The sequence below is a fragment of the Aquibacillus saliphilus genome, assembly GCF_020404745.1.
Taxonomy (GTDB): domain Bacteria; phylum Bacillota; class Bacilli; order Bacillales; family Amphibacillaceae; genus Aquibacillus; species Aquibacillus saliphilus.
Genome location: NZ_JAIZAP010000013.1, coordinates 96760 through 121458, shown reverse-complemented (window position 1 = coordinate 121458; position 24699 = coordinate 96760). Strand labels below are relative to the sequence as shown.

General features: G+C 36.0%; 25 protein-coding genes and 1 riboswitch. Of the genes, 18 read left to right on the top strand and 7 right to left on the bottom strand.

Annotation, left to right across the window (positions count from 1 at the left end; genetic code table 11):
* Window positions 1–18 precede the first annotated feature (18 nt).
* The gene (locus LD272_RS14160) at window positions 19–249 is read right to left on the bottom strand and encodes a Fur-regulated basic protein FbpA (protein ID WP_226037265.1); all 231 of its coding nucleotides are present in this window, start codon (window positions 247–249) and stop codon (window positions 19–21) included.
* 118 nt (window positions 250–367) lie between these two features.
* Here LD272_RS14160 and LD272_RS14155 point away from each other — a divergent pair, with 118 nt between their 5' ends.
* Window positions 368–613: a hypothetical protein gene (locus LD272_RS14155; RefSeq protein ID WP_226037264.1), complete on the top strand. Its 246-nt coding sequence runs from the start codon at window positions 368–370 to the stop codon at window positions 611–613.
* A gap of 289 nt (window positions 614–902) precedes the next feature.
* On the opposite strand, the gene LD272_RS14150 is transcribed toward LD272_RS14155, so the two are convergent.
* Window positions 903–2402: an HD-GYP domain-containing protein gene (locus LD272_RS14150; protein WP_226037263.1), complete on the bottom strand. Its 1500-nt coding sequence runs from the start codon at window positions 2400–2402 to the stop codon at window positions 903–905.
* Between the two features lie 199 nt (window positions 2403–2601).
* On the opposite strand from LD272_RS14150, the gene LD272_RS14145 reads away from it, so the two are divergent.
* Window positions 2602–3960 carry an MATE family efflux transporter gene (locus tag LD272_RS14145; RefSeq protein WP_226037262.1) on the top strand — a complete coding sequence of 453 codons (1359 nt, stop codon included), beginning with the start codon at window positions 2602–2604 and terminating at the stop codon, window positions 3958–3960.
* 61 nt (window positions 3961–4021) lie between these two features.
* On the opposite strand, the gene LD272_RS14140 is transcribed toward LD272_RS14145, so the two are convergent.
* Together LD272_RS14140 and LD272_RS14135 are read right to left on the bottom strand one after the other, a co-directional pair.
* Window positions 4022–4627 carry a hypothetical protein gene (locus LD272_RS14140; RefSeq protein ID WP_226037261.1) on the bottom strand — a complete coding sequence of 202 codons (606 nt, stop codon included), beginning with the start codon at window positions 4625–4627 and terminating at the stop codon, window positions 4022–4024.
* Between the two features lie 156 nt (window positions 4628–4783).
* Window positions 4784–6214, bottom strand: coding sequence for an amidase family protein (locus tag LD272_RS14135; RefSeq protein WP_226037260.1), 1431 nt, complete (start codon window positions 6212–6214; stop codon window positions 4784–4786).
* A gap of 225 nt (window positions 6215–6439) precedes the next feature.
* Between LD272_RS14135 and LD272_RS14130 the strand changes: the two genes are divergently transcribed.
* The 4 genes from LD272_RS14130 (at window position 6440) to LD272_RS14115 (ending at window position 11845) form a co-directional block, all read left to right on the top strand.
* Window positions 6440–7861, top strand: coding sequence for a PTS mannitol transporter subunit IIBC (locus tag LD272_RS14130; RefSeq protein WP_226037259.1), 1422 nt, complete (start codon window positions 6440–6442; stop codon window positions 7859–7861).
* A 266-nt stretch (window positions 7862–8127) separates the two neighbouring features.
* Window positions 8128–10236: a BglG family transcription antiterminator gene (locus LD272_RS14125; protein ID WP_226037258.1), complete on the top strand. Its 2109-nt coding sequence runs from the start codon at window positions 8128–8130 to the stop codon at window positions 10234–10236.
* A 19-nt stretch (window positions 10237–10255) separates the two neighbouring features.
* On the top strand, window positions 10256–10693 hold the full coding sequence (locus LD272_RS14120; RefSeq protein ID WP_226037257.1) for a PTS mannitol transporter subunit IIA: 438 nt from the start codon (window positions 10256–10258) through the stop codon (window positions 10691–10693).
* Entirely contained in the window at window positions 10694–11845 is a 1152-nt protein-coding gene (locus tag LD272_RS14115; protein ID WP_226037256.1) for a mannitol-1-phosphate 5-dehydrogenase, read from the top strand.
* Window positions 11846–11892: 47 nt separating this feature from the next.
* Here the strand turns inward: LD272_RS14115 and LD272_RS14110 are convergent, their stop codons facing one another.
* Window positions 11893–12522 carry a YitT family protein gene (locus LD272_RS14110; RefSeq protein ID WP_226037255.1) on the bottom strand — a complete coding sequence of 210 codons (630 nt, stop codon included), beginning with the start codon at window positions 12520–12522 and terminating at the stop codon, window positions 11893–11895.
* Window positions 12523–13388: 866 nt separating this feature from the next.
* On the opposite strand from LD272_RS14110, the gene LD272_RS14105 reads away from it, so the two are divergent.
* The 4 genes from LD272_RS14105 (at window position 13389) to LD272_RS14090 (ending at window position 16628) form a co-directional block, all read left to right on the top strand.
* Window positions 13389–13838 carry an Lrp/AsnC family transcriptional regulator gene (locus LD272_RS14105; RefSeq protein ID WP_226037254.1) on the top strand — a complete coding sequence of 150 codons (450 nt, stop codon included), beginning with the start codon at window positions 13389–13391 and terminating at the stop codon, window positions 13836–13838.
* Window positions 13839–13893: 55 nt separating this feature from the next.
* Window positions 13894–14002, top strand: a riboswitch (SAM riboswitch).
* Between the two features lie 113 nt (window positions 14003–14115).
* Complete coding sequence (locus LD272_RS14100; RefSeq protein WP_226037253.1) at window positions 14116–14442, top strand: hypothetical protein; 327 nt, start codon at window positions 14116–14118, stop codon at window positions 14440–14442.
* 91 nt (window positions 14443–14533) lie between these two features.
* Window positions 14534–15274 (top strand): ZIP family metal transporter, encoded by a 741-nt coding sequence (locus tag LD272_RS14095; protein ID WP_226037252.1) that lies wholly within the window; start codon window positions 14534–14536, stop codon window positions 15272–15274.
* 556 nt (window positions 15275–15830) lie between these two features.
* Window positions 15831–16628, top strand: coding sequence for a CAP domain-containing protein (locus LD272_RS14090; protein WP_226037251.1), 798 nt, complete (start codon window positions 15831–15833; stop codon window positions 16626–16628).
* An 86-nt stretch (window positions 16629–16714) separates the two neighbouring features.
* Here the strand turns inward: LD272_RS14090 and LD272_RS21480 are convergent, their stop codons facing one another.
* Both LD272_RS21480 and LD272_RS14085 read right to left on the bottom strand, forming a co-directional pair.
* Window positions 16715–16840: a hypothetical protein gene (locus LD272_RS21480; RefSeq protein ID WP_255639761.1), complete on the bottom strand. Its 126-nt coding sequence runs from the start codon at window positions 16838–16840 to the stop codon at window positions 16715–16717.
* A 34-nt stretch (window positions 16841–16874) separates the two neighbouring features.
* On the bottom strand, window positions 16875–17741 hold the full coding sequence (locus tag LD272_RS14085; RefSeq protein WP_226037250.1) for a permease: 867 nt from the start codon (window positions 17739–17741) through the stop codon (window positions 16875–16877).
* A gap of 267 nt (window positions 17742–18008) precedes the next feature.
* On the opposite strand from LD272_RS14085, the gene LD272_RS14080 reads away from it, so the two are divergent.
* The 8 genes from LD272_RS14080 to LD272_RS14045 all read left to right on the top strand — a co-directional run bounded on the left by LD272_RS14080 (window position 18009) and on the right by LD272_RS14045 (window position 24655).
* Window positions 18009–18464 (top strand): MarR family winged helix-turn-helix transcriptional regulator, encoded by a 456-nt coding sequence (locus LD272_RS14080; RefSeq protein WP_226037249.1) that lies wholly within the window; start codon window positions 18009–18011, stop codon window positions 18462–18464.
* Window positions 18465–19445, top strand: a complete 981-nt coding sequence (locus tag LD272_RS14075; protein WP_226037248.1) for an ATP-binding cassette domain-containing protein — start codon at window positions 18465–18467, stop codon at window positions 19443–19445. It abuts the gene before it with no gap.
* A 1-nt stretch (window position 19446) separates the two neighbouring features.
* Window positions 19447–20277 (top strand): ABC transporter permease, encoded by an 831-nt coding sequence (locus tag LD272_RS14070; protein WP_226037247.1) that lies wholly within the window; start codon window positions 19447–19449, stop codon window positions 20275–20277.
* A gap of 195 nt (window positions 20278–20472) precedes the next feature.
* The gene (locus LD272_RS14065) at window positions 20473–21084 is read left to right on the top strand and encodes a flavin reductase family protein (protein WP_226037246.1); all 612 of its coding nucleotides are present in this window, start codon (window positions 20473–20475) and stop codon (window positions 21082–21084) included.
* 43 nt (window positions 21085–21127) lie between these two features.
* On the top strand, window positions 21128–22285 hold the full coding sequence (locus LD272_RS14060) for an MFS transporter (protein WP_369413985.1): 1158 nt from the start codon (window positions 21128–21130) through the stop codon (window positions 22283–22285).
* Between the two features lie 213 nt (window positions 22286–22498).
* A complete protein-coding gene (locus tag LD272_RS14055) occupies window positions 22499–23251 on the top strand; it encodes a threonine/serine exporter family protein (RefSeq protein ID WP_226037245.1) in 753 nt (250 codons plus the stop codon).
* 15 nt (window positions 23252–23266) lie between these two features.
* Window positions 23267–23701 carry a threonine/serine exporter family protein gene (locus LD272_RS14050; protein WP_226037244.1) on the top strand — a complete coding sequence of 145 codons (435 nt, stop codon included), beginning with the start codon at window positions 23267–23269 and terminating at the stop codon, window positions 23699–23701.
* A gap of 48 nt (window positions 23702–23749) precedes the next feature.
* Window positions 23750–24655 carry an AEC family transporter gene (locus LD272_RS14045; protein WP_226037243.1) on the top strand — a complete coding sequence of 302 codons (906 nt, stop codon included), beginning with the start codon at window positions 23750–23752 and terminating at the stop codon, window positions 24653–24655.
* The last annotated feature ends 44 nt before the right edge of the window (window positions 24656–24699 follow it).

Sequence of the window (24699 nt, the reverse complement as noted above, 5' to 3'; positions counted from 1 at the left end):
TTAAAGAACAGGAAGCCTCTAGATGTGAGGCTTCCTGTTCTTTTTCCAACTAATCGATCTGGTGAATCGTAGGGAGTTGTTGTTGCTTTTATTGGTAACGATTTTAAATTGATCATATTCGTTTATTAGTTCAGATATAGTCATGTTAGATAAGTCATCATTATCTTCTTCCTTGGCAACGCCTTGATTGATTAATTGTGCAATTAAAAACTCTTTTTGCTGCTGTACAGCTTCTCGTAAATAAGCCAAATTAATCGCCTCTTTCTGCACCAAAATAGTTAAGTGATAGTAATGTTATTCTTACCAAATTAATCTTGATGTAAACGTTCTATTATATGAATTTATCAACAATTTTGTGACAGCGTTGATGCTTTTTGTTTTAGTGAGTGATGAGAAATTACTTAAAATAGAAGTAACTAGAGGGTTCGTTTTTAACAAGAGGGGTAGGGTCGGACGTTTAGCCGACCGGCAGAATAGTCAACAATTAGTAGTTAAGCATAATGGGTTCGGTTATGAAAAATGGATTGAATGGAAATACCGTTTTATAAACGAATCGTGTTTGTTCGGGAGATTGCTGATGATACAGAAGATTAAACATCATCCGTTTAATTAGGTATTAAGAATAACACGGTCAAGCTTTCTTCTTGGAGGTAAGGGTTTTACCGAATTGGACTTTGAAAGGGTTTGTCAAAACGCAGTGAAATGAACAAAGTTAATAAACAATCAATCAACTGAATCTTTGTCTTACGTAAAACAAATGAGTAGTTTCTGTGATTAATAGGTCTATATAATAATTGAATAGGGTGGTTTAACTGCCGGCTGGGGATGATAACTATACGGAGGTCTCCCTGAGTCAATTCCTGTCACTGGCAAAAAACCTCCGCACCGAGGCTAGCCTTAATCTAGTCGAGGTGATTAAGGCGTGTATCTGTCATCAATTCGATAAATAGTTGTGCGAAAACAGGATCCCATTGTGTACCTTTGCCACCTGCTATGATTGACAGTGCTTTTTCTTTTGCCATTCCTTTTCGGTAAGGACGGTCTGACGTCATCGCATCATATGCATCTGCAACTGCTAGTATTCGTCCGAAAATTGGAATATCAGTTCCTGCTAATTGATCGGGATAGCCTTTTCCATCATATCGTTCGTGATGATTCCTTACCCCTGGGATAAGAGCTACCATGGCTTCTTTGGGATTGATCTGTTCTAGAATACCAGAGCCAATTGTAGGGTGTTTTTTAATCTCGTCAAATTCCTGTTCTGTTAACTTCCCATCCTTAAGTAAGACTTCATCCCTAACACCTATTTTACCAATATCGTGAAGTTGTGCTGACTTTCTTAGCAAACTTAACTCCTCGTTAGATAATTTTGCCGCTAGCCCTATTTGATAGGCGAAATGTGCAACTCGAGTAGAATGGCCAGCCGTGTAAGGGTCTCGTGCATCTAATGTCGCTGCGAAAACAGAAAAATAACTTTCTATTAAGTCTTCGTTCAATGTTTCTTTTTCAATAATTGAATGGGTCATATGGTTGAAGCCTGCAATAAGTCTTGAAAACTCATCAGAATAATAACCGTTGATTAATTCCATCTTTCCAGTTTGTACATTCTTCAATCCTTGTTGAAGTTGGTTTATTGGTTGCTCTATTTCGCGGGTTAACAATTTGGAGAAGTAAATGGAAATTAGTACTACAATCACCATAATAATCCCAGCCCATCGCCAATAGTCAAAAACTAATTGTGAGTCGAATTGTAATAGGCGAATATATGTGGCTAAACTAAAAAGTGTCACTGGAAAGACGCCAATAAACAAAATGCTAAAAAAGAATTTTTTCTTAATACTGATAAGAACATAATCTTCAAATGATAAATCAACTTGGTAGTGGGTTAAAGTACGATCCTTTAAGACTTTTAAAATCGGTTTGATAGCAGTTGTAGTTAGTAAAAACTCAATAATGGCATGTAAAAATGCAATTAGGAATGCGCCCATCCATGCAAAGGTAATGTAGTAATAAGGGATAGCAAGAAGGTCAGTATAAATAAATAAACTAGTTAAAATAGATGCTGGAATTGCTAATCCTAAGAAATGCGGAAGCATAATTCGTTTAAAAGTTAACAATGGAAATTGCAATGTCCCAAGATAAGCACTTCTCAAATTACCCAACGAACTATTTCCTTTATCAAAACCGTCTTTAATTGGTTGGATGTGCAATCGAAATACAAGAAACTCACTTACAAACATGGATAGAATGGAGATTAATAATACTATTAGTAACAGCCCTAAGTCTTCAGCAGGTAATTCAAGGGTTTGACTAATAAATGTACTACCAACGATAATAACTGCTACAAGCGAACCTAGAATATAGTTTCGTATAATGTTTGTTTGGAACTGCTTAAAATTCATAAATATTCTCTCTTTCTATAAGAATCACAGATTTATTAAATAGTTAATCTTAAATAGTGCTAGATTGATTAAGATTTATGTACATAGTATAAATAGAATTAACTGTCTACGCTACCCGGAATGCTTGTGCAGATGTAATGTATTATTCCCCTCAAGCATGGTAAGATTTGTTTGAAGTTATAATAAGGAGTTAATTAGTATGCAGAAACAGCACGATTTCACGAGTGGTAGCATTGTAAAGCAATTGTTTGTCTTTTCAGGGCCAATTATGTTTACGAATCTCCTACAAGTCTCGTATCAATTTGCTGACAGTTTATGGGTAGGTAATTTACTAGGTGCGAACGCATTAGGGGCGGTCGCTATTGCAAGTACAGTTATCTTCACAATCCTATCTTTTATTATTGGAATAAATAATACAACCTTGACTGTTTTATCTCAGCAAAAAGGCAAAGATAATCATCAAGGGTTAAAAAGGTATTTAAATGCATTTGTTGTTACGTTAACGATGATGGCGGTTGTGTTAGGTTTGATTGGATTTATAGCCTCTGAATCAATTTTAAAACTATTAGGAACACCTGAAGCTATGCTTATTGACGCCAAAGTTTACTTGCAAATAAATGCGCTTGGAATTTTATTTTTGTTAGGTTATAACTTTATTGGTACTGTACTAAGAGCGTTAGGAGATAGTCGAACTCCATTACGATTTGTAATTTTAGCAGTCATATTAAACATTATACTCGACCCAATCTTTATTGCGGTCTTAGATTTTGGAATAACGGGTGCAGCTTATGCAACTGTCACTGCTCAAGGTGCTGCATTCATATATGGGATGATTCATGTGATAAGAAATGAATTAGTTCCATTTCAGGTGCCAAGTTTTCCTAGTAAGGATGAGGTTAAATTAATTTTAAATCTTGGTATTCCCTCAGGGCTGCAAATGTCGGTTATTTCTGCGGGTGTAGCAGCGATTATGAGTGTGGTAACTTCTCATGGAGAAGCTGTTGTAGCAGGGTTTAGTGCAGCACAACGCTTGGATAGTTTGGTTATGCTTCCAGCAATAGCGCTTGGAACCGCTGTTAACAGTATGGCAGGTCAAAATATAGGTGTGAACAAGTGGGACCGAGTCCGTCAAATATCCAAATATGGTGTCATCTATAACTTGTCGATAATGCTTTTCATCGCTTTATTAATCATTCTGTTTGCACAGTATGGAATCGAGTTATTTATTCAAGATCCAGTGGCAGTAGAGTTTGGCGCAAGATACTTAACAATTATTGCGTTCTTTTACCCATTCTTGGGACTTAATTTTATTCTCAACGGAATTGTTAGGGCATCTGGAGCAATGTATCAAGTTTTGGTGCTAAATATTATTTCGTTCTGGATACTTAGGTATCCTTTAACATATCTTTGTTCAACGTTATTTGGTAGTGATGGTATTGCCTATGGAATGGGGCTAAGCTTCGTGATTAGCAGTATTCTAGCTTATTTATATTACAAATATGGAAAATGGCAAGACAGGGAATTGTTTAAGCAAAAAGAGGTAATTTCTAAGGGATAAATGGAGGGGAAGGGTAGTAGTATTATAATTCTGACTACCCTTATTGGATGGTTTCAATAATCTATTCGACTGACAATAAGGCTTTAATACCGTCAACACCAACGGCATAAGTATCAAACTGTCCATTAATTACTCTAATCATTGTTGGAGTGCCGGTTATTTCTATTTCCTCCGCGTTTTGGGGTTCGAGGTTGGCAAAAGGAGTATTATGGGTAGCAATAATGTCATTTTTTTGATTGGTGTTAAATGACCAACTAACTAGGGTTTCATTCTGGAAATCTTCTATATCGATTCCATCATTAATTTTTTCTTCGCCATCGACTAATTTGCCGATTACAACGTCATACTTCTGGTGGTGTGTTTCCCAATTATACCAAGCTTGTTGATTGTTAGTTTTCAACATATCTACAATATAAAGAGCGGTGTTGCTGTCATTTGCATACTTAATCACATCATCTTCAATTTCCTCACAGTATTTGCAAGAGTCCTGCCAAAAGTAGACAATAAAATCGTTAGCTGTTTGAGCAAAGGTTTCTTGGTAATCTATTTTATTAATGTCATTTAAATCTCTTATGGTGGTATTATTGTTGCTGTTTGAAACGAATATAAATCCACTAACAATTACTAGTGCGAGCACGATTGTAGCAATAGTTATTGATTTTTTCAACATGTCGTTCTCCTTTACCTTTATAGTATAAAACATGTCTATTATAATGTGATTTAATTCACATGTATATCTATTGTGAGCAAATGTCGTTAGTTTGTAGATTTTATACTCATTTCAAAAGAAAAGACCAACCATACGGGCAGGTCTGAAAATTCTCTATAAGCTTGGATTTTTACGATGTTTTGTCGCTTGTTCATAGCCATAGGCTAATTCGATTAGTTTAGCCTCATTGTATGCAGTCCCTGTCAGTGTAATACCAATTGGTCTTTCGCCCGTGGTGTAACCAGCAGGTACAGTTATTGACGGATAACCAGCTTTGGCTGCAATATCTGCACCGTAGTTGTTTGCGAATAAGAGTGCATCCAATTGATGTTCTTTAATAACGGCATCAATTCCTTTTTCCTTTGACAGCTTTAAGTCTTCTAAACGGGCATCAATGTATTCGGCCTCTGTTAACGTACCACTTTTTTCTTCAGATTCTAGCAATAATTTTTGCCCATACTTCAAGGTGGAGTCAGCATGATCAAGATTATATTTTATAACTTCAGCCAGGGAGTGAACAGGAACATTTGCTGATAGGTTAGCTAAGTAGGCATTTAAGTCGCTTTTAAACTCATGGAATAAAACAGTGTAGTTTGATGGATTTGTAGCAATTTCAACAGGATCTATTATTTTGGCACCTTGCGCCTTCATGTCCTCGATTGCTTTTTCAACAAGTCCTAATTCATCGCTATCAAGCTCAGCTAGGTAATTTCGATCGACACCAATTCTAGCGCCTTTTAAACCGTCGCTATTTAAGTGTTTCGTATAGTCGAATTCTTTATTTTTAATACTAGTTCTCGTTGCAGGGTCCAACTCATCAACTCCTGCTAATACTCCTAGTAGTATGGCTGAATCTGTAACAGTGCGTGTCAATGGTCCTGCTGTATCTTGGCTATGGGCGATAGGGATAATACCAGTTCGACTAATTAATCCGACTGTTGGTTTAATGCCGACTAGTGAGTTACTACTAGCTGGGCTAAGTATGGAACCACTTGTTTCTGTTCCAATACTTGCAGCCGCAAATCCAGCTGCAACAGCTGCTGCAGGACCTGAACTGGAACCTCCAACATCAATCCTACCTGGCCCATAAGGGTTTAACACTTGTCCGCCTCTAGAGCTATAACCATTGGGCATACCCTCTGTCATAAAGTTGGCCCACTCCGTTAAGTTCGCTTTGCCTAATATCAAGGCTCCAGCTTCTCTAAGTTTTTTGGCAACAAACGAGTCCGCTTTTGCATAGTTGGTAGCTAAAGCGATGGAGCCTGCACTAGTATGCATTTTGTCCCCGGTATCAATATTATCCTTAAGTAAAATTGGAATACCATGAAGCGGTCCTCTTGAACCAGTTTGTTCTCTTTCAGTATCTAATGCTTCTGCAATATGTATGGCATCTGGATTAAGTTCAATAATTGCATTTATTTTCGTCTTATTTTTATCGTATTTAGCTATTCTGTCCATATACTTCTTAGTCAAATGAAGAGAAGTTTCTTCACCTTTTTCTAGAGCCTGCCTGATTTCTTCAAGCGTTCTATAATTTTCACTCAAACTTTTTCCTCCTCAAAGCGTTAAGCTATAACAATTAATTTGATTGTAAAAAGGTCATGAATAGAAATTAAATCTTTTTAATGCCTGTTAACGGGTACAAAAAATATGTCAACATTGTTATTGACAAAAGCACTTTTAGATAGTCTTGCTATAACAACTGGAAACGCTTTATTCTAAAGATAAGATATTTATTAATAGTACCATAAATTAAAAAGGAGGATTTACATGGCACAAAAAGGATTTCGTGCAAAAGTACAACAGTTTGGTAGTTACTTAAGTGGTATGATTATGCCTAATATTGCTGCATTTATCGCGTGGGGACTTATAACCGCATTATTTATTCCAACAGGCTGGTATCCTAATGAAGGTCTAGCAGAAATGGTCGATCCGATGATCATTTACCTGTTGCCATTATTAATTGGTTTTACAGGTGGTAGGTTAGTATATGATATTCGTGGTGGTGTCGTTGGTGCTACAGCCACAATGGGGGTTATCGTAGGCGCAGATATCCCAATGTTCCTTGGTGCAATGTTAATGGGACCCCTTGGTGGTTACCTCATTAAAAAGATTGATGATGCTTTGTTACCAAAGATTCGTTCTGGATTCGAAATGCTTTATAATAACTTCTCTGCAGGTATTTTAGGAGCAATTCTAGCAGGTATTGCTTACGGAGTTATTGGACCAATTGTTCAAGGTCTAAATAATGCTTTAGGAGCAGGGGTAGAAGTTATTGTAAATGCTGGATTATTACCATTAGCAAGTATATTTATTGAGCCAGCTAAGGTATTATTCTTAAACAATGTAATTAACCACGGGATTTTAAGCCCACTCGGCGTAGAACAGGCCGCTGAGGCAGGAAAGTCGATCTTATTCTTATTAGAAACTAACCCTGGACCAGGTCTAGGTATTTTACTAGCATTTATGGTATTTGGAAAAGGAATGTCAAAAAGCTCTGCATACGGTGCATCGATCATTCACTTTTTCGGCGGGATACATGAAATTTACTTCCCATACATTTTAATGAAGCCAGCACTAATTTTAGCTGCTATCGGTGGTGGTGCAAGTGGTGTACTAACTTTCACAATCTTTAATACAGGATTATCTGCTACACCATCACCAGGAAGTATCTTTGCTTTACTCGCGATGACACCAAAAGGGAATCATATTGGCATGTTACTAGGGGTTATTGTTGCAACAGCAGTATCTTTCCTAATTGCTTCGCTCATTTTAAAAACAAGCAAAGTAGAAGAGGAAGAAGAAGGTTTATCCGCAGCAACTGGTAAGATGGAAAACTTAAAAGGAAAGAAAAGCTCTGTCTCAGGTTCATTAAGCAACGCTGAAGTTGCTACACCAGAGGAAGTATCTGAGGATAATGTAGATAAAGTTGTCTTTGCATGTGATGCAGGAATGGGCTCGAGTGCAATGGGCGCATCATTATTACGAGATAAGTTTAAAAAAGCTGGTATTAACATTGATGTTACAAACACTGCAATTAATCAGCTTCCAAGTGATGCGGATATTATCATCACACATAAAGATTTAACGGATCGTGCCAAAGCAAAAGTACCAACTGCTCATCATATTTCAGTTGAAAATTTCTTGAACAGTCCAAGGTATCAAGAATTAGTAGAAAGATTAAAGAAATAGTATAAACAAACCCTCCAGTGACTAGTATGTACTGGAGGGTTTTATTTACTGTGTAGGAAATTATAAAATGATTGCCATGTGGAATCAATAATAGGATTGTCCACGTCCTGCTCCGGCACCTACACTTTTGTTCTTAAATAATGTCAACAAGTAATTGGACTAATTTAGTAGTGATACACATTGTTTTTATCGGTCATTAACAGTTATTATCAAAGTAGAAGTAATTAGATGTTGTCACCATCTATTAATCAGAGTCACTGTGGGAGGTGGGTTATCTGTACATTTCTGGTAGGGAACGAAAGATTCTAGAATTTTTATTAAGTCAACAAGGAGAGGCAACCATTAGGCAACTTGCGGACAATCTAGATGTTAGTTCTAGAACGGTACACCGAGATTTAAAAAGTGTTGAGGACCTTCTTAAACAATACAATTTAAGGATAAGCAAGAAATCTGGTGTCGGTATTCATATAACAGGTGACACGGCAGATAAAGAGTTGCTAGAAAGAGCGTTATTTAATGTTCAACACACAGACTACACCCCAGAAGAAAGACATGCGATTATTACTTCAACTTTATTAGAAAGTAATCAACCAATTAAATTATTTACACTTGCAAATGAGCTCCATGTGACAATTGCGACAATTAGTAATGACTTAGATAAAATTGGTGAGAAATTAACAGATTACCAATTAGAGCTTATCCGTAAAAGAGGTTATGGGGTTAAGGTCGAAGGAAAAGAAGAGAATAAACGAGCAGCATTAAGCTATCTAATATCACAGCATATGGACGAATTTGATTTCATTTCTCTTTTACGAGAAAATATCGAAAAAAAATCCAATCAACAGTTGGATACTATTTCTAATCGACTGCTTGGTCTGGTTGATCGAAGTAAATTGTTAACAATTGAGAAAAGTGTAGAGAGATTGAGGTCAGAACTACCATATGAATTAGCTGATAGTGGATATATTGGTCTTGTTGTCCATTTAGCTCTTGCAATTGAAAGGCTTCAACATGGAGAAAATATACAATTTGATTCGAATTATCTTCATGATATCGAGGATACAAACGAATACGAAATAGCTGAAAAAATGATTAAAGACTTAGAAAAAGCTTTTCAAATGAAAATCCCAGATGATGAAATTGGTTATATCACCATGCACTTAATGGGCGCAAAAATACGATATGATCATGATTACTTATTGGAAGAATCGTCATTAGATATAGCCTATAAGGCGAAAGAGTTAATAAGTTTTATAAGTAATCAATTTGATGAAGAATTAACGAATAATTCACGATTGTTAAGTGACTTAGTTGCTCATCTTAAACCGACTATTTATCGGTTAAAAAAACAGATGAATATTAAAAATCCGTTGTTAAAAGAAATCAAAGAAGATTATCAGGATCTGTTTACTATTATTGACTTAGGAGTAAAAGAAGTATTTACTGATACAGATTTTCCAGACGAAGAAATAGGTTATCTTGTCCTACATTTTGCATCAGCGCTACTTACTGTCGAGGACAATCTAGAGGTGAATGCGTTAGTTGTATGTTCAAGTGGAATAGGGACTTCAAAAATGTTAGCATCACGTTTAAACCATCAAATACCTGAAGTAACCCAAGTAACTACTAAATCACTTTTTGAACTAGAAAAAATGGATTTATCTGATTACAACCTAATTATTTCAACGATTCCATTAAGAGATATGACTAATGAATATATTCTAGCGTCTCCTATTCTTACCCAATCTGAAATTCATAAAATCAAACGGTATGTAAGGCGCTTGAAGGTTAGTAAAGGTGCTGGGCAAAAACCAGTAGCTAAAAAAGACGAAGTGAAATCGAGAGAAAATATTTTAAATAGGCTACAAATGATGCAACGCTATTCTAAAGTAACACTAGATTTATTACTTGGACTTCGGGTATACCAATTAAAAGGGAAGAAATCAATTGAACAAGTATTGGAAAGCGCTAGTGCTAAGCTGAAGGAAGAACAAGTGATTGAGGATAATGAGTCTGTTGTGGAAGATCTTATTAAGCGTCAACAATTAGGAGGTCTCGGTATTCCTAATACATCACTGGCACTATACCACACGCGTAATGAATCAATCAGAAGACCTATATTTTCTATCTATGCTCTAGATCACGCAATTACGGTAGGTTCAATGGATAATAATAAAAAGATAGATGTAGATAGTGTTCTACTTATGCTTGCGCCAAGTAGTGCTACAGAGGAGAGTTTAGATATCCTAAGTTATATCAGTGGACTGATTATCAGTGGCCAGGAAAGCATAAGTGTTTTTCAATCAAAAGATGAATCTAGAATTAATCAATTTTTATCACATCAATTAAATGAATATATTAATCAAAAGTTATAAGAAGGAGTGTTTTAGGGTTATGGCAAAACAAATTTTAACAAAAGAAAATATTAGTTTAGAAGTGTCGTTAGATAATAAAGAGGAAGCTATCCGTTACACTGGAGACATCCTTGTGAAAAATGGCTATGTGGAACGGTCTTATGTTGATAAAATGTTAGAACGTGAGCAAGTGACCTCTACTTTTATCGGTAATAATGTAGCCATTCCTCATGGTACTGAGGATGCGAAAATTGCTGTAAAGGAGACAGGGTTATCTGTGGTGACGGCTCCAGAGGGGATAGATTTTGGGAACGGCAATATTGTGAAAATTTTAATAGGTATTGCTGGTAAAGGAGACGAGCACTTAGAAATTTTGTCTAAAATTGCTCTAGTATGTGCTGATGAAGATAATATTGAAAAAATAGTAAATGCAAAGTCAGCGGAAGATATTATAGATATGTTTAATGAGGTGAATTAAATGTTTGCAGTTCATTTCGGGGCAGGCAATATTGGCAGAGGTTTTATTGGAGCCTTATTATATAAGTCAGGATATACTACCCAGTTTGTCGATGTAAATAAAAATATTATTGATGAGTTGAACGAAAAACGACAATATAAAGTCGTGTTAGCTGATCAGTTTAAAGAAGAATTCCTAGTTGAAAATGTATCTGGAATAAATAGTGTTGATAATCCTGAAAAAGTTATTGAGGCAATTGTTAAAGCCGATATTATTACCACCGCTGTAGGACCTAATATTTTACCAATTATAGCTGAGATAATAGCAAAGGGTTTAAGTCAAAGGAAATCAGTCACAGATCAACCATTAACTATTATTGCTTGCGAGAATATGATAGGGGGTAGCTCCCTTCTAAAAGAAAAGGTTTTAGAACATGTAACAGATCAAGAGAAAGCAGAATTTGTAAAGTTATACGGTTTTCCGGACTCAGCAGTCGATCGAATTGTTCCAAACCAAGTAAACGAGGATCCGTTAACTGTATCTGTTGAACCATATTATGAGTGGGTTGTAGAAGATACAGATGTAAAAGGAAGTAAACCACCAATTGATGGAATCACCTATGTAAATGATTTAGCGCCTTATATTGAACGAAAATTATTTACCGTGAACACAGGTCATGCAGTTGTAGCATATCTTGGACGTCACTTTGGTTACAAAACAATTAAGGAAGCGATGGATTCTGACCGAATAAAAGGATGGACTAAGGCTGCACTTAGTGAATCAGGTGAGGCTTTAATTCAGATGTATCATTTTGATAGGGAAAATCACGAGAATTATATAACTAAGATTCTTAATAGATTTGTAAACCCATATATCTCTGATGAGGTAACACGAGTTGGACGTGGACCGATCCGCAAACTTGGTGGAAATGATCGCTTAATTCGACCAGCAAGTCTTTATTTAGAAAAAGTAGATAAAGAGCCTATTTATTTAGCGAAAGCAATTGCTGCCGCACTTCTTTACCGGTTTGATGAAGACGAAGAAGCAGTTTCACTTCAACAAACAATTAAGAATAAGGGTTATCAACAAACACTGCAAACAATATCTGGATTGAGTTTGGATCATCCTTTAATGCCGATTATTATCAATCAATTAAAGGAATTAAAAAAGTAACAATTAAAACCGCCAAGTTACCGTAACAGGTACTTGGCGGTTTTAGGTTATTGGGTAGCTGTCACTTCTCGTTTTAAAACATACTTTTCTTTGTCAGGTTTGGCTACAATATTCTTTTCTACAATGCGGTTTTTAAAGTAACTTATCACCAACGATGTAATTGCAATTGAGAAAACTGAGGCTATTCCTTTAGTTAGTCCTACTGCGTATAAGCTTGTCAGTACTACTGAAAAGTCAAAGATGAACGTCGTTAAACCAGGATTAAAATTATATCTTTTGTGCAGAAATAATGCGAGTATATTTGCTCCCCCAAGTGAAGAGCCATTTGCAAAAAGAAAAGATAGTCCAATACCAATTAATAAACCGCTAATGATTGTACCAATCCAAATTGGAATCGAAAAAGTTGGTATCAGGTAGTTAAAACTAGTGAAAACAGATAATAAACTTACTGAGCAGGTAGTCGAAATCGTGAACTTCCAACCCATTCTGATAACTGAGAAGATATAAAATGGAATATTTATTAGGAAGAATATAATAGAAAAGGGTGATGAGAAAAGGTAGGAGAGGTTTAGAGCAAGTCCTGCTGTTCCTCCTGTAACTATTTGCGAGCGATTAAGGATTATTACTCCGATACTTACTAAGATAATTCCAAATAATATGGATACTATTTTCTTCATGGCAGACTCCTATAGACGTGACTTTTTTTAAAGCTTTTTTCTGAAAGATAGGGGATGTGGTCCAATAGTCCCGCCGAAATTGTTGTTGCTTCTGACACAAAATCTATAGACTCCGACGTAACTACTGAGTTGATTTCCATTTATATTCTTTATAAGATGAGTGCTATGTCAGCGCTGCGGCAATACACTTCGCTTTCCGCGGGTGGCTGATGAGCCTCCTCGTGCTGCGCACTCCGGGGTCTCATCTATGCCTTTCCTCCCGCAGGAGTCTTCGTGTATTGCCTCCGCTTAGGAAAGCTTTCTGTACAAATGGCAAGAGTCTCACGAAATGTTGATTTTACGGCATATAGATACTCATTAATCAGAAAACCACTACTCAGCGTAGGCAGAATACGAAGACTCCTCGAAAATTAAAATCGATTTTCTTCGTGCGAGGCAATGCTTTCGAAGTATCTCTTGTCCTGTGGGACTAGCGAAAGGTTTTCGATGGGACGAGTAATCGCAGTCCCACGTGGCCGAAGACCCCGGAAGAATCGTTCTTTGATTCTGAGGAGGCTAAGGCCGTGCCCACGGAAAGCGAAGTATTCTGCAGAAGCGACCGTATCGCACTCAATTTATTTAGAGTGGAAGAAAGCAAAAGTTGCGTCGCATTTTCTATCAACTACGAAGCTTTAAAAGCCAAAATACTTAGGAAAGAGTCTTTTTTTAAAAAAAAGTGTATGACATCCCTATTTTTATATCTATTTTCTATTTTAGAGGTAACTAACGGTGTTATATATGCAATAATGAATAAGTTAGCTGAAAAACAGGGTATAATTGAAGGTAATTTCAAATAATAATTAACAAAGTGAAAAGAGAGTGAATTCATGGATCAAATTGATATGAAATTGCTGAAAATATTACAAAAGGATGCACGAATGACGATTAGTGAACTTTCGAAGCAATTAGCTCTAAGCCGTCCAAGTGTGTCAGAGCGAATTCACCGGTTGGAAGATAAGGGAGTCATTGAAGAGTTTAGTGCGAGAATTTCCCTGCCTGCTGTTGGAAGAGAAATTCTGCTAATTATTCAAGTAAGTGGTTTAAAGGTTTCGCCACAGGAGTTTGAGAAAGTAATTAAACAAAAACAGGATATCATAGAGTGTCACCGTGTTACGGGTGATGTAAGTTATTTCTTAAAAGCAGCAGTTACCAGTATGAACAGTATGCGATTGCTAATTGATAACTTGATGCCTTATGGGACTATAAATACCTCTACAGTGTTAACATCTCCGGTCTCTTATCGTTATGTTTTTCCTGAGATTAACGATATTGAATGAAATCAAAATAAATGGCAAATATTACAATTTTATGTTAAACTATATAGTAATTAAATAATTATCTAGAGTGGACGAGAGCACTGGCTCATAGACTCCACAGCAACCTGTTTTTGATTGAACAAGGTGCTTCTACCAGCAAAGCATTTAGCTTTGAATGATAAGGAACGGAAAACGGGAATCCTTTTGCATTTAAAAGCAAAGGGATTTTTTGTGTTTTATATCCTTCTTTTAAACTATATTCATTCAAAGCAATAGAAATAAGAGGGAGTGTTTGTTAATGAATGCAAATGGAATGGCGAGAGGTTATATGGCTAAAAATATGAATGAGGAAAGATTCCTAAGCCATGTAACAGATTGTGTGAGACGAAAATTAATTGAATCAAATTTTAATCCTGAAATAATTGTAAATTGGGAAACACAATCTGGGTGTCTGATTGTGTTTCATGTAAGTTCGAAGATCTTTTCTTTAAAGTTAACTAGGGATCAGGTTAGTAATTTGAAAAATAATGGACCGTATTTGTTAGATCGGATGATATGGAACCAATTAATTGAACGCGGAATTAACATAGAACAGGATCATTATTTAACAAATGTGTTTATGTAATTTGTTTTTGTCTTAAACAAAGAATAAACTAATCCCGAATTGAAGAGCTTATAAACAAGAGATATGTTTTTGCCTAAGGGGGCCTCTTCAAATGTGGAATGCCATCTTATGGGGTACACTTGCTGCGTCAGCTACCTTACTCGGCGCGTTAATAGTTCTACAGTTTTCTATCCCAAAAAGAATAATCGGTTTTATTATGGCTCTTGGAACGGGTGCATTGATTGGAGCGACAACGTATGAGTTACTAGAAGGAGCCCTTGAAATTAGCGGGTTTTTAGAAATAGCAATTGGTTTCTTAGGAGGAGCTTTGGTATTTACTATCTTAGACATTTTAGTTTCACGTAAAGGTGGCCGCCAAAGAAAGAAATCTGAAAAAGATAATGATCAGAATTCTTCCGGTTCCGAGGAATCAAGCCTGGGGTTATTTATAGGCACTGTCATGGATACTTTACCCGAATCAGCTATGATTGGAATGAGTTTGATTGGTGGGGGATCAGTTAGTTTAGCTTTAGTCATTTCGATATTTATTAGTAATCTACCTGAAGGATTATCGAGCACAGTAGGACTGCAAAAACATGGATTTTCAAAAAAGAAAATAATCATACTGTGGTTATTTGTTGTGTTTTTCTCGGCACTATCGTCATTAGGTGGAGTCATGCTTGAATCAGCATCAGATAGTATAAAGGCAATAATGAGTGCTTTCGCTGGAGGTGCAATTATTTCAATGGTGGCTTCAACGATGATGCCAGAAGCATATAAGGAGGGTGGACCAAGTGTCGGTTTCATAACTGCAATTGGGATATTTATCTCTCTATGGCTTCATCACCTATAAGTAGTAAAGCTAACGGGTTACTCACATGTGGATAACCCGTTTTATTTTCTAGGAAGGTGAAAATCTATTTGACTGTGTATAACTCGTTATCAGTGATAGCCACAATTCCAGCGTCTTCCCCTCGAATTCAATTCTTTTTGTCTCAGTAGACAATCTAGATATGTAAAAATGGCAAGGAAATTAAAAATTTAATATAATTTATAAGGGAATTAGTCCTATTTTGTACTAGTCATAATGGAGAAGATTTTACAGACAGGCTGTCAAAAATGTCTTAGATAAAATGAACATTTACTTAAGCCAATAACAATGTGAATCCATCTGCCAAAAAGGTATCAATAGTTATGAACAATTTATCCACAGCGGAGGACAACTAACTCCAGTTTAGAATAAATGATAAGACTACAAATTAGTTTGATTTTGACTTGTAGTCTTTTTATGTGTTAATAAATTGACTTTTTTTGGTTTTACTTCAGTTAAATGCCTTCTTAAATTGTGAATATCTTTAACCTTTCAGCGGACATTAATAGTTATCAACAATAATAAAGAGGTGAAGGAAATGTTAAGATTAAGTTTTGCAATTTTGATTGCATCTATCCTATTTTTGTCCGCATGTAATACAACTAATCAGGGCATGAATGACCAACAAGATGAAGGTTTGACTGAACAAAATAGTAACGACTTTAATGCTGATCCAATAATCTTCAGCCCTAATTCTCCTGGTGGCCAACAAGATAATGTAACTAATAGAACAGAACAAAATAGGTTCAACTTTATGACAAGGTCTGAACAAGGTCAAATAAGCTTGCAAGGACCAAATAGAGGGCAACAAAACACACAACAAGATACAGAACAAAACAAGCAACAAAACACACAAGGAAATGACGGGATAAGGACATCGCCGCCAGAAGATAATACAGAAAACAACACCGGTGACACTAATGCAGCTGATAACAATGCTGGTGCAAATGATGGCGAAATAAGTGAAGTAGAAAAGGAAGTAGTTCGACTGACTAACGAACAACGTCAGCAAAACGGGTTATCAAATTTGTCTGCTGATACAGAACTAACCAATGTGGCGCAGAAAAAATCAGACGATATGGCTGCTAATAATTATTTTTCACATACCTCACCGACATATGGATCACCATTTGACATGTTAAAAGAGTTTGGTATTGATTATACAACTGCAGCAGAGAATATAGCCTCCGGGCAGCAATCGGCAGAAGAGGTTGTTAATGGCTGGATGAATAGTCCAGGGCACAAAAAGAATATTCTTAATAAAGATGTAACACATATTGGTGTCGGACATGCAACGAATGGTAATTACTGGACGCAGCTTTTTATAAAAAAATAACAGGATTTTCATTTCTTATTTACTAAATCCCGAATAAGTGACTCAGCCGCTTATTCGGGATTTTTAGGTGTGCCCCATCTGCGCCTCTATTCCTTTTTTTCTACCTCATGGTCACTTGTCTCATTTTCACTTACTTCTTTAATGTCAAAGTTACAGCAGTTATCGTCGTTTTTTTCATTTTTACTTGTTAATTTTTTTATAAATTCAATCATGCTATCACCTCCTTTTCTTTCTATTTACGGTAAATTAAATAAAGTAAAATAGAAATCCAGATATAGTAGACATTGCAATAACTGATATGACAAATAAAATGACTAATTCCGTTTTAAATAGTGATTTCAGCACCACTACCTCTGGTAAGCTTGCTCCGGCTGAACTTATCATCATAGCCATTACTGGCCCAAGTGCCATCCCTTTTAAGATGAGCATCTGTGAAATAGGAATCATGCTCGATAAGCGGATATATAGCGGAAGACCAACGATAGCAGCTAAAGGAATCAACCACCAGTCCTCTTTACCGAATGTAGTAGCTATCCAATCGGTTGGAACGAAGCCATAAATGACTGCGCCAATAGCTGATCCGATTAATAAGTATGGATAAACACTATTCATTAACTCAAGTGTTTCTTTCCAAGCAGACTTGAAGCTGAACTTCACCTTTTTTTCTTGGTATCCTTTCATTACTACGTGTTTTACTGCTCTTTCCATTTTTAATGATTCAAGAGTGAAGCCGATTATTACGGACAGGCTAGCAGTTACTAACGTATAGATAACGGTAACTTTAAAGCCCATGATGACAGCCATGATGGTTAGTATGGTAGGATCTAATACTGGTGAAGAAAAAAGAAATATCATCACAATTGAAAATGGGAGCTTTTTTTTCAGCATGTTTACGACAACGGGGATAGTTGAACATGAGCAAAATGGTGTAATAAAGGCAAATAGTAGTGTAAATAATGCAGCGATATACTTGTTTTTACCTGACAATTTCTTTTCCATTTTTTCGTAAGGTATATATTGTTGAAGTAAGCTAATTACGAATGTGATTACAACAAAAAGTAATGTTAATTCGACCGCGATCTTAATAAAACTTATAAAAGCTTGATTGATCATGTTAACCCTCCTTATATCAAAAAAAGTTGATATAAAATAAGTGCATATAAACAGACAAAGTCTAGATGGAAAGCATATATCAATTTTATTTGATTAAAGTATATTACCAATTAGTGGAATTGACAATAGGTAATATCAATATTTTTTGATTTAATAATTACAAGAGTGATGACATTATATATTTCGTATGCGAAGCATTCATGATATAATAATTCGCATACGAAATATTAGTTTTCAAAATATAATAATTATTTGGGTGATAAAAAGATGAAACAAGAAAGTGGTTCTGAAATTGCCTCATTGATAAGGGAGGTAAATGCAACCTTAAATGCTCAGCTAAGAGAAGCGTTTAAGGAAAATGATTTAACTCCACCTCAAATGATGGTTATTTTTATGTTGGCGGAGGAGAAAAAGCTGAAGGTTAGTGAAATTAGCACCAAAATGAACTTAGCCAATAGTACAGTATCTGGGATAATAGACCGACTAGAAAAATCAGGTTATGTGAAAAGAATGAGGAGTGAGGTGGATAGACGGGTTGTTCATGTTGTTTTGTCTGAACAAGTGGAAGAGCTGCATCATTCGTTCCATGAAACGGTAACACAGTTCTTAGGAACGATTGCTGCAGATGCTACAAACGAACAAATAGAGCAAGTATTGACAGGTCTAAATACACTTAGAACCCTGCTAAGTGGTAAAAAAACCAAGAATTTGAGGTGTGAATAAATGGCTGAGAATATTGTCGAAGTCAAGGGGCTGAAAAAACACTACAAAGATTTTGAAGCTGTTAAAGGTGTGGATCTAGTAATTAAAGAAGGAGAAATCTTTGGGTTTTTAGGTCCAAATGGTGCGGGTAAAAGTACTACGATAAATATGCTTTCAACAATCATCAAACCATCTAGTGGGACTGCCACTATTAATGGTTATGATACTGTTAAAAAGAAAAATGATGTAAGGGCAAGCATAGGTCTCATTTTCCAAGAACAAACCTTAGATGAGAAATTAACAGCAAATGAAAATCTAATGTTACATTGTAAGTTTTATAACATTGAAAAACACAAAAGGGAAGAACGGATTCAGGAAGTGCTTGAGATTGTGGACCTTACGGATAAACGTTCCAATATCGTTGAAACTTTTTCAGGTGGTATGAAGCGTCGCTTAGAAATTGCCAGAGGACTACTGCATTATCCCAAGGTGCTATTTCTTGATGAACCGACAGTCGGTCTTGATCCACAAACACGCAATCATATATGGGAATATATTTTAAAATTGAAGGAAAAAGCAGGCATTACTATATTCTTAACAACCCACTATATGGATGAATCTGAAATCTGTGACCGGGTTGCTGTCATGGACAATGGCAAATTAATTGCGTTAGATACACCAGAGGCACTGAAAAATAACGTAGGTGGAGATATCATTGAAATCTCAACTGAAGACAATGCAAAAGCAAAAAAGCGAATTGAAGAAACATACAATACAGAGGTATCTGAATCAGACAACAAAACACTCACGTTTCAAGTCAATAAGGGTAGTGAATTTTTAGTTAACTTTGTCAAAGAATTTGATATCTCAATAACGAGTGTGAATCTTAGAAGACCAACGCTAAATGATGTATTTCTAAATCTAACTGGACGAGAGATTAGAGAAGAAACAATGTCAAAACGAGATCTTGCGAAAAAGCAAATGAAAAGGGGGCCGCATTAGAATGGAAGGGGTCATTGCAATTTGGCAAAGAGATGTTATTAAATTTTTTAGAGACCGAGCAAGGCTGATTGGGTCTTTTGCGATGCCTTTTATGTTTTTAATTTTATTTGGTAGTGGAATGAGTGGAGCGATGTCATCAATGATTGGAGGCGCAGAATCAGCCGGACCACTCGCCGATTTTGATTTTGTTGAATTTATGTTTCCTGGAATTATTGGCATGACAGTTTTTAATACCGCCATCTTTTCGGCGATGTCAGTCGTTCAGGATAGAGAATTCGGATATATGCGTGAAATACTTGTTTCGCCCATGTCGAGAGTTTCAATTGCAATAGGCAAAGTATTAGGAGGAAGCACTGTAGCTCTTTTCCAAGGGCTAATGATGCTTATTTTTGTTCCTTTTATTGGAGTGACAATAACCTTCTCTATGGTTCTGCAACTTATACCAGTTATGTTCTTAGTGGCTTTTGCGCTGTCTGCAATTGGCTTATTAATAGCAACAACGCTAAAAACCTCTCAAGGATTTCAAATGGTAATCCAGATTTTGATCTTCCCGATGTTATTTTTATCGGGAGCTCTTTTCCCATTAAGTGGGATGCCTACTTGGATGAACTTTTTGGTTAAAATTAATCCGTTGACCTATTCTGTAGATATGTTTAAAAAAATCATCCTTCAGCCTGAGCAAATGGCACCAGCTCTAAGAGAAGCGATGGGACTAAATTTATCTGTTTTTAATCATGTCATTACATTTTCTGAGGAAGTTATCGTTGTTAGCTTATTAAGTGTAATCTTTATTGTTTTAGCAACGGTACGATTTTCTAAGTCTGAAGCTTAATTTAGGATAGATAAGAGATAAAATAAACCAGCCTAACTAGGTTGGTTTATTTATTCTTCACGCTTTGTAGAGTAGGAGTGTTGTTGCTTTCATTGAGGTCAGTTTAACCGTATAATATGTAGCGTAAAGATAACTATAAATGTTCGATGATTGATATAGTTGTCAAAAGGCATCAAACTGAGGAGAATGCTAACTATGATTATAAATGAGCAACAATTTAAAAATCACGATATGAGTAAGTTAGTTAAAGGTGCTGTAGTTCCTAGACCAATAGCATGGGTCTCAACCGTTGATGACCAGGGAAATGACAATATTGCACCTTTCAGCTTTTTCACTGTAGCTTCTATGAATCCGATTACATTATGTTTTTCAATTGGCTCTGGAAAAGAACGAGCGTCAGGTGAGAAGGATACTTTATCAAATATTAAAAAGACTGGTAGCTTTGTAATAAATATTGTTTCTGAGGCATTAGCAAATCAAATGTTTGAGAGCAGTCAAGTCTATCAACCAACTGAAGATGAATTTGAGAAAGCTAAACTTTCCAAAGTAGCTAGCGATTTAATCAGTCCAAAAAGAGTAGCCGAGGCTCCAGTGTCGATGGAGTGTAAGTTAGATCAAATTGTTACAGTGGGTGAAGGGAACCTCGTTCTTGGTCGACTGGTTTGTTACCATATAAAAGATGATGTTCATATGACTAATGATAAAGTTGATCCCAAAAAACTAAATGTAATAGGACGAATGGCTGGAGACTATACTTACATTAATGATTTTTTTGGATTGCCAAATAAAGATTTGGATAAAAATTAACAGACATTCCTAAGATGGCATCATGATAGGGAGAGATTGTACAGTGTTAAATAGAGATAAAGATACGTTGGTACCATTAAAAATGCTGTTATTTAGTTTTCATGCAGCAAATACTGTAATCGTTAGCTTTCTCCCATTGTTTCTTCAATACAAAGGCTTCGATGGGAAACAAATTGGTTGGATTTTAGCAATTGGTCCGATGGCAGCTATTATATCTCAGCCGTTCTGGGGTTATATGAGCGATAAGTACCAAACAGTAAAGCGAATAATAATCCTTTGTTTGGTTGGAGTATTATTGTTTAGTACTATATTCTTTCAAATGGATAGTTTGGTAACTGTCTTAATTATGGGAGCAGCAATGTTCTTTTTTGCTTCGCCGATTGGTGCATTAGGTGATAGTTTATCTCAGCGCAGGGCGCAAGCGCTAGGCAAATCATTTGGCGCTATTCGGACGTGGGGTTCGATTGGTTTCGCAACGTCTTCTTTACTTGTAGGTGAGTTTCTATCAATGGTCGGGATTCAGTATATCGTCTGGCCTTATTTATTTTTTGCCGCAGCAGCGTTAGTTGTTGCTTTTATCCTAAAGGATGTGAAAGTAGAAACACAACCAATTCAATTAAGTGATGTAAAAGTATTGCTTAAAAACCGTCCTTTTCTAATCTTTTTATTTTTAATCATGTTTCTTACAATTACACACCGTGCAAATGATAGTTTTATGGGTATATATATAGCAAGTCTTGGTGGAACAGAAAGTATAATTGGGCTGTCATGGTTTATTGGAGTAGCCAGTGAGGCGTTAGTGTTTGCTTTAGCAGCTTTTTGGTTCCGTAAATTTCACCCGCTACTATTTATTATTGCAGCAGGATTGTTATACAGTTTCCGGTGGTTTAGCTATTCTATCATTGATGATCCAGTTCTAATTGTATTACTCCAAGTATTGCATGGTTTAACCTTTGGTATTTTTTACTTATCTGCTTTTCAATATGTAGCAAGGTTAATACCGAAAAACTTACAATCAACTGGGCACCTTTTATTCGTATCTGTATTCTTCGGTCTGTCTGGTATTATTGGATCTTTAATTGGAGGAGCGTTAATTGATACTGCAGGTGGTGGAACGCTTTACTTTACAATGGGAGTCTTATCACTCATAGGAAGCATACTGCTTACGTTATATCATGCATTTCCGTTTGGAAAACCGTAAGATTATTAAATTGGGGGAAATTGAGGTAGCGAAGGCGCTGCCTCAATCTTTAATTTGTTTGGAAAATTATAAAATAAGCAGGTGACTATATCCTGCAAGTACAGATAGCGAAAAGACTTTTATTTGAATCTAAAAGGATATTACTACTATATTTAAAGGTAGAAACCCATTATAATAGCGAATATAACTCTAGTTTGAAGTCGGAGAGATTTTATGAAAAACAATCAAAATACGAATCAAATAATTAAAATATGTTTATTAGCTGGTAAAGTCATGCTTCAAAGTGGAGGAGAAACATATCGCGTGGAAGATACGATGATGAGAATGGCTGCTTCTTTTGGTATTAAAGATTCTCAAAGTTATGTAACTCCTACAGGTATTATGTTTTCAATTGAAGGGACAAAAGCAACTAACTTTGTCAGAATTACAGAACGTTCAACAGATTTACATAAAGTAACAGTAGTAAATAGTATCTCAAGGCGAATCAGTAGTGGAGAGCTTACTTTATCTGAGGCAAGTGAATTATTGAAAGAGGTTGAAGCCCAAAATCACGCCTACTCACTTGTTATCCAGATCCTGGCTGCTGCTTTGGTTAGCGGTTGTTTTACGATAATGTTTAAAGGACAATGGGATGACTTCATGCCGGCAATTATTGCCGGAGGAATTGGCTTTTCATCGATGGTTTACTTTAATCATATTGTTGAAATTCGCTTTTTTGCAGAATTTTTAGCCTCGCTTATTATCGGGTGTCTCGCATTATTGTTTATCTATTTAGGTGTCGGCCATGAGTTAGATAAGATTATAATCGGGTCAGTTATGCCTCTTGTTCCAGGCTTATTAATAACAAATGCTGTTCGGGATTTAATGGCAGGTCATCTTGTATCTGGTCTCTCCAAGGGTGCGGAAGCCTTTCTAACAGCATTCGCAATTGGTGCGGGGATTGCAGTTGCTTTTTCATTTGTTTAGGAAGGGATTTTAACTATGATAGTAGAACAGCTTATTACTAGTTTTTTTGCGGCTGCTGGCTTTGGAGTAATCTTTAATGCGCCCAAAAAATCGTTAATACAATGTGGATTAGTTGGCATGTTTGGTTGGCTAACTTATGTGCTATTAATAAATCAAGCAGTGGATGCAGTGCCTGCAACTGTAGCTGCAGCAGTTGTGGTAGCAATCCTGAGTCAATTGTGTGCAAAATTATACAAAACACCGATCATAATATTTAATGTATCTGGAATTATTCCGTTAGTACCTGGTGGTTTGGCATATGATGCAATGCGTAATTTTGTGGAAAACGATTATAATGCCGCGCTTCAGCTTGCTGCAAAAGCTTTTCTTATATCAGGCGCAATTGCGATGGGCTTAGTCTTATCAGAAGTTATTAACCAGCTGATTAGAAAGTCGCGTTGGACTAAGTAGTTATTATAGTAATTTGTGTTAACTTATAATTGATAAAGGTGATGTGATTTGAATTTTATAACTGTCCTTATTCCTATTTTTGGGGTCTTTGCTATTGGTTTTGTCGGATATAAGTTTCTGAAAATGGATAGTAAACCCATTTCAACAATGGCAATCTATTTAATGTCTCCATTTTTAGCATTTCGAACATTTTATCAAAATGCTTTAAATATGGATTACTTTTACCTAGGATTTTTCTTAGTTTCGCTCATGCTGTTGTCGATACTTATTTGTTACATTGTTGGGTTGTCAAAGAAATGGGACAATGCAACTACCAGTAGCTTAATATTATCATCATCATTTATGAATAATGGCAATTACGGAACACCGCTAGTGTTAATTGTATTTGGTGAAACGGGTCTTCATTACGCAATAATTCTAATGGTATTACAGCAGTTAATTATGTCTACAATTGGGATTTATGTTGCCGCCAAAGGTGGATCGAATGGAAAAGGGATGAACTTTTCCCCATTAAAAGAAGTGATTAAGGTTCCAATTGTATATGGAGCAGTACTCGGAATCTGTTTGAAAATCACTGATGTAAGTATAGGAAGCGAGTTAATGACAGCAGTAAATATGGTGTCGGATGCTACAATACCAACAATCATGATTGTGTTAGGAATGCAACTGGCCAAGATTACATTGAAGAAGTTGGAATTTGGAAAATTAACTTTTTCTTTAATGATTAAGCTAGTTATTGCTCCGATAATTGCTTACCTTATTACGATTTTGTTACCAGTTGATGAAGTGGTTAAAGATATTTTGATTCTGATGGCGGCAATGCCAACTGCTGCAAACACAACAATGTATGCTCTTCAATTTGATGTGAAGCCTGAATTTGTTTCAAGTGTGACTTTAATAAGTACACTTCTTAGTATTGTTACGATACCAATAATCTTAGCAATAATACTCTAAAAAAATCACCCTGACTAAACTAGTCGGGGTGATTTTTTTACTGT